Origin of the sequence: Bauldia sp., from assembly GCF_020442045.1 — a bacterium.
Classification (GTDB): Bacteria; Pseudomonadota; Alphaproteobacteria; order Rhizobiales; family Kaistiaceae; genus Bauldia.
This window is the reverse complement of record NZ_JAGRLA010000045.1, coordinates 1-6,077: the sequence shown is the minus strand read 5'-3', so window position 1 is coordinate 6,077 and position 6,077 is coordinate 1. Positions and strand designations below refer to the sequence as shown.

At 68.5% G+C, this 6,077-nt stretch carries 4 protein-coding genes and 1 pseudogene; all 5 read left to right on the top strand.

Annotation, left to right across the window (positions count from 1 at the left end; genetic code table 11):
• Window positions 1-366 (top strand): annotated as a pseudogene (locus KDJ86_RS05220) (hypothetical protein); the annotation flags it as partial.
• Window positions 367-387: 21 nt separating this feature from the next.
• The gene (locus KDJ86_RS05215; protein ID WP_291743699.1) at window positions 388-1,605 is read left to right on the top strand and encodes an LL-diaminopimelate aminotransferase; all 1,218 of its coding nucleotides are present in this window, start codon (window positions 388-390) and stop codon (window positions 1,603-1,605) included.
• A 116-nt stretch (window positions 1,606-1,721) separates the two neighbouring features.
• Complete coding sequence (locus KDJ86_RS05210; RefSeq protein ID WP_521085258.1) at window positions 1,722-3,053, top strand: homoserine dehydrogenase; 1,332 nt, start codon at window positions 1,722-1,724, stop codon at window positions 3,051-3,053.
• Window positions 3,054-3,084: 31 nt separating this feature from the next.
• Window positions 3,085-4,086 carry a class II fructose-bisphosphatase gene (gene glpX, locus KDJ86_RS05205; RefSeq protein ID WP_291743697.1) on the top strand — a complete coding sequence of 334 codons (1,002 nt, stop codon included), beginning with the start codon at window positions 3,085-3,087 and terminating at the stop codon, window positions 4,084-4,086.
• An 84-nt stretch (window positions 4,087-4,170) separates the two neighbouring features.
• Window positions 4,171-5,979, top strand: coding sequence for a single-stranded-DNA-specific exonuclease RecJ (recJ, locus tag KDJ86_RS05200; RefSeq protein WP_291743696.1), 1,809 nt, complete (start codon window positions 4,171-4,173; stop codon window positions 5,977-5,979).
• The last annotated feature ends 98 nt before the right edge of the window (window positions 5,980-6,077 follow it).

Genomic DNA, 6,077 nt, shown 5'->3' with positions numbered 1-6,077 from the left:
GCGCCCGTGGTCAAGGCGGCGGCACCCCAGCCGGCGCCGGTTGCGACCGCGCCGAAGCCCGCCACCCCGGAGCCGATTCCGGTATCGGCGACGGAGGAGGTGCCGTCAAAGGGCTATCCGAACATCAACGTGACGCCGCAGCAGCCGGAGGGCACGCTGTTGCCGCCGGAGGAGCGGACCAAGATCATCCAGGAGCTCGAGGCGCTGCGCGCCAAGCAGGGCGGATCCGCGCCGAAGCCGGCCGGTTCGGCGAATGCGCTCGCCGAGGAAGCGCAGACCCACGGCGAGCAGGCCTTGAAACAGATCGAAAAATGCTCTCAAGAAGGCGCCGCCGCTCTTTATCCGGAATGCGCGCCGGAAGACTGATACGACGGGACGGAACAGGCCATGAGTGAATTCTACAGCGTGCGGCGGCTGCCGCCATATGTGTTCGAACAGGTCAACCGGCTGAAGGCGCGGGCGCGGGCCGGAGGCGCCGACATCATCGACCTCGGCATGGGCAATCCCGACCTGCCGACCCCGCCGCATATCGTCGAGAAGCTCGCCGACACGGCGCGGCGCGAGGATACGCACGGCTATTCCGCATCGCGCGGCATAGGTGGCCTGCGGCGCGCCCAGGCCGCCTATTACGACCGGCGCTTCGGCGTGAAGGTCGATCCCGACAGCCAGGTGATCGTCACCATCGGGTCCAAGGAAGGCTTCGCCAACATGGCCCAGGCGATCACCGCGCCGGGCGACGTGGTGCTGTGCCCCAACCCGAGCTATCCGATCCACGGTTTCGGCTTCCTGATGGCCGGTGGCGTCATCCGCGCCCTGCCAGCGGCGCCGGACGAGGACTACTTCCGCGCGCTTGAAAGGGCCGTGGTGCATTCGATCCCCAAGCCGATCGCGGTCGTTGTCTGCTATCCGTCCAACCCGACGGCGCATGTCGCCGATCTCGATTTCTATCGCGACCTGGTCAGCTTCGCGCGGCGCAACGAGCTCATCGTGCTCTCCGATCTCGCCTATTCGGAAGTCTATTTCGACGACCAGCCGCCGCCTTCCATCCTGCAGGCGCCGGGCGCCATGGATGTCGCGGTCGAGTTCACCTCGATGTCGAAGACCTTCTCGATGGCCGGATGGCGGATCGGCTTCGCGGTCGGCAACGAACGGCTCATCTCGGCGCTCGGCCGGGTGAAATCCTACCTCGACTATGGCGCCTTCACGCCGGTGCAGGTCGCCGCGACCGCGGCGCTCAACGGCCCGCAGGAATGCATCGAGGAGATGCGCGCCACCTACAAGCGGCGCCGCGACGTGCTGGTCGACAGCTTCGCGCGGGCCGGCTGGGACATCCCGCCGCCGTCGGCCTCGATGTTCGCCTGGGCGCCGATTCCGGAAAAATTCCGCGGCCTCGGCTCGCTCGAATTCTCCAAGCTCCTGATCGAAAAGGCGGATGTCGCGGTCGCGCCGGGCATCGGCTTCGGCGAGCACGGCGACGACTACGTGCGGATCGCCCTGGTCGAGAACGAGCAGCGCATCCGCCAGGCCGGCCGCAACCTCCGGCGTTTCCTTGAATCGGCGGACAAAACGTTGCACAACGTCGTCCCGTTGAGCGCGGCCCGCTGACGCGGCACGACTGCCTGTCTGAAAGGCCGCCAATTCTTCCCACCGGCGGGGATCGGCCGCGGGGCCTTGTCGAGCGCCGCAGCGATCCCTCCCAGCCAGGATTCGCGAGCAAGATCATGGAAGTGAACGCGCCGATCAGGATCGGGGTCGCCGGACTCGGGACGGTCGGCGCCTCGCTGGTGCGGCTGATCACGCGCCATGGCAACGACCTCGCGGTGCGCAGCGGCCGGCCGATTGTCGTGTCGGGTGTCTCGGCGCGCGACATCGGCAGGGATCGCGGCATCGACACATCCGGGATGGAGTGGTTCGACGATCCGGTGGCGCTTGCCCGCGATCCCGGCAACGATATCTTCGTCGAGCTGATTGGTGGCGCGGACGGTGCCGCCAAGGCGTCGGTCGAAGCGGCGCTCGGTGTCGGCAAGCACGTGGTGACGGCCAACAAGGCGTTGCTCGCCGAACACGGCAACGCGCTCGCCCGGCTCGCCGAAGACGGAGCGGCAAGCCTCAATTTCGAGGCGGCCGCGGCGGGCGGCATCCCGATCATCAAGACGCTGCGGGAGTCGCTTGCCGGCAATACCGTGAGCCGCATCTACGGCATCCTCAACGGCACCAGCAACTACATCCTCACACGGATGGAGCAGGAGCGCCTCAGCTTCGAGGACTGTCTCGCCGAGGCGCAGAAGCTCGGCTATGCCGAGGCCGATCCGAGCTTCGACATCGGCGGCCAGGACGCGGCCCACAAGCTGGCGCTGCTGACCTCGATCGCCTTCGGCACCGAGGTCGATGCCAGCGCCATCTACGTCGAGGGCATCTCCTCGATCACCAGCGCCGACATCGAGGCGGCCGACGAGCTCGGCTACCGGATCAAGCTTCTCGGCGTCGCTTGCCGGACCGATTCCGGCATCGAGCAGCGGGTTCATCCGGCGATGGTGCCGCGGACATCCGCGATCGCCCGGATCGACGGGGTCACCAATGCTGTCGCGGTCGAGGCGGATTTCGTCGGCCAGCTGGTGTTGTCCGGCCCCGGCGCCGGCGGCGATGCGACGGCGTCCTCGGTTGTCAGCGATATCGCCGACATCGCCCGCGGCGACCGCGTCGGAACCTTCGGGCGTCCCGCCTCCGACCTCGAACCATACCGGCGCGCGACGATGCGCGCCCATGAGGGCGGCTATTATGTGCGGCTTTCGGTCTACGATCGTCCGGGCGCCTTTGCCGCGATCTCGCAGCGGATGGCCGATCGCGGCATATCGCTGGAGTCGATCGTCCAGCGGCATCGGGCGCCGCGGACCGCTGCTCCGGGCCACCTGATACCCGTCGCGCCGGCGCCGGTGATCATGATCACCTACGAAACGACGGAAGCCGAAATGCGCGCGGCCCTTGAGACCATCAAGGCGGACGGCCATATCGCGGATGATCCGCAGATGATACGGATCGAACAGTTCACCTGATTCCCTTTCGGGCGGGGCGGAGACGCGAAAGATGAACGACAGCATGCGCTTTCCCAAGGGGCCGGCGCTCGATCGTATCCTGACGCTTGAACTGGTACGCGTTACCGAGCGGGCGGCCGTGGCCGCCGCGCGGCTTCGCGGCCGGGGCGACGAGGTCGCCGCCGACCAGGCCGCCGTCGATGCCATGCGCAGCGAGCTCAACCAGTTGCCGATCCACGGCACGGTGGTGATCGGCGAGGGCGAGCGGGATGAAGCGCCGATGCTCTATATCGGCGAGGAGGTGGGCACCAAGACCGGCCCGCGGGTCGATATCGCGCTCGATCCGCTCGAAGGGACGACGATAGCCGCCAAGAACCTGCCCAACTCGCTCGCGGTGATCGCGATCGCCGAGGAGGGGAGCCTGCTCAACGCGCCCGACGTCTACATGGACAAGATCGCGATCGGTCCGGGCTACGAAAAGGGCCTCGTCGATCTCGACGCCTCGGCCGATGACAACATCAGGGCGCTGGCCGAGGCCAAGGGCGTTCCGGTCAACGAGATCACCGCCTGCATCCTCGACCGCCCCCGCCATGCGCGGCTGGTGGAAGAGGTCCGGGCGACCGGCGCGGCGATCCGGCTGATCGGCGACGGCGACGTCGCGGGGATCATCCACGCGACCAGTCCGGACGAAACCGGCGTCGACATCTACCTGGGTATCGGCGGCGCTCCGGAAGGCGTATTGGCGGCCGCGGCGCTTCGCTGCATCGGCGGCCAGATGCAGGGCCGGCTGGTGATCAACTCCGGCGAACAGCGGGAACGGGCGCACCGGATGGGGATCGAGGACATCGACCGGAAATACGAGATGGGTGAAATGGCGCGCGGCGACGTGCTTTTCGCGGCAACCGGCGTCACCGATGGCAATCTTCTCGCCGGCGTCCGCTTCGGGCGACGCGCGGTGATCACGAATACGGTCGTGATGCGCTCGTCTTCCGGGACGGTGCGATGGATCAAGGCCGAGCACCAGGACCTCGAAAAGTTCGACGACGCGCTCTGATCCGGGTTGCCGGCGACCCGCCGATGAACGGGTGCGAATCAGGTTAGACTCCGGTGGTTTTCCGCTGAACGGACGATCCCCGAGGTGCTGCAAACGCTCGATCATGCCCGCAAGGACCGTGCCTTTCTCGGCGTGGAGCGCTCGATAACCGGCCGGCGCTGGGTGGAGCGGCTCGACGCCGGCGCGGCGCGGCTTGCCCAGACAATCGCGCAACGGCACGGTACGACGGAGATCGTCGCACGGATCCTGGCGGGCCGGGGCATAGATGCCGACAGCGTGCCGGATTTCCTCGACCCGGCCCTGAAACGGCTGATGCCCGATCCCTCCGTCCTGACCGGCATGGACGCGGCGGCGGAACGGATCGCCGATGCGGTGACCGCCGGCGAGGCGATCACCATCTTCGGCGACTATGACGTCGACGGTGCAACCTCGGCCGCGCTGCTCTCGCGCTATCTCCGCGCGGTTGGCGTCGATGCGGCCATCTACATTCCCGACCGTATCTTCGAGGGCTATGGCCCGAATCCCGAGGCGATGGCCAAATTGGCGGCGGCGGGGACGCGGCTGGTGGTCTGCGTCGATTGTGGCTCGACCAGCTTCGACGCGCTTGCGGAAGCCGGCAAGCTCGGCCTCGGCGTGGTGGTGATCGACCATCATCAGGTCGGCGACGACCTGCCGCCGGCCGAGGCGGTCGTCAATCCCAACCGGCAGGACGATCTCTCCGGGCTCGGCTACCTGGCGGCGGTCGGCGTGACCTTCCTGACCGCCGTCGCGGTCAATCGCATCCTGCGCGGCCGCGGCCATTTCGGAGCGTCGCGGCGCGAGCCCGATCTCCTGCAGTGGCTCGACCTGGTGGCGCTCGGCACGGTTTGCGACGTGGTGCCGCTCGTCGGGCTCAATCGCGCCTTCGTCTCCAAGGGATTGCGCGCCATGGCACGGCGAGAGAATCCGGGGCTGGCGGCACTCGCCGACGTGTCGCGGCTCGGCGGTCCGCCATCGCCTTATCACCTCGGTTTCGTGCTCGGGCCACGGATCAATGCCGGCGGGCGGATCGGCGACGCGGCGCTCGGGGCACGGCTTCTGGCCAGCGACGATCCGGCGGAATCGGAGGCGATCGCGGTGGAGCTCGACCGGCTGAACCGCGAGCGGCAGGCGCTGGAGACGGCGATGCTGGAAGAGGCGGTGGCGGAAGCCGAGGCCGAGATCGGCTCGGGCGAGGGGCCGGCCGTGCTGGTAACCGCCAGCGAGACCTGGCATCCGGGCGTCGTCGGGCTGATCGCCTCGCGGCTCAAGGATCGTTTCCAGCGACCGGCGGTGGCGGTCGGCATCCAGCCGAACGGCCTCGGCGCCGGCTCGGGCCGGTCGGTGCCGGGCATCGATCTCGGCCGGCTGGTCCGCCGGGCGGTGGAGGAGGGGATCCTGGTCAAGGGCGGAGGGCATGCCATGGCTGCCGGCCTGACCGTCGAGCGATCCCGCCTGGGCGACCTGCGCGGCTTCCTCGCCGATCAGGCATCTTCAATCGCCGGTGGCGACGCGGTCGGGAGCCTCGCGATCGACGCCGCGCTGGCGGCGACCGGAGCGACCGTCGACCTCATCGGGCTGGTCGAGCAGGCCGGGCCTTTCGGCACCGGCCATCCGGAGCCGGTCTTCGCCTTTCCCATGCACCGGCTGGGCTATGTCGAGACGATCGGCAACGGCCATGTCCGTGCGGCCCTCAAGTCACCGGACGGTACCGCGCTCAAGGCGATGGCGTTCCGGGCGGCCGATACGGAGCTGGGGCGGGCGCTGCTGGATTCGCGGGGACAGGCCCTGCATGTCGCCGGTACGCTCTCGGTCGACCGCTGGCAGGGGCGGACCCAACCAAGCCTCAGGATCATCGACGCCGCGCCGGGGTGAGTTTTTCCCGACAAGGAAAAGCCGTGACGGGGGGCGGTCAGACGACGGCGAAATCCGCCGAAGCCATGGCGAGGCCGGTGCCGGGCGGGAGAGACGAG

Excerpts from the sequence above, each read along its gene's own strand:
- glpX (WP_291743697.1), top strand. The coding sequence starts at position 3,085 with ATGAACGACAGCATGCGCTTTCCCAAGGGGCCGGCGCTCGATCGTATC.
- KDJ86_RS05210 (WP_521085258.1), top strand. The coding sequence starts at position 1,722 with ATGGAAGTGAACGCGCCGATCAGGATCGGGGTCGCCGGACTCGGGACG.
- KDJ86_RS05215 (WP_291743699.1), top strand. The coding sequence starts at position 388 with ATGAGTGAATTCTACAGCGTGCGGCGGCTGCCGCCATATGTGTTCGAA.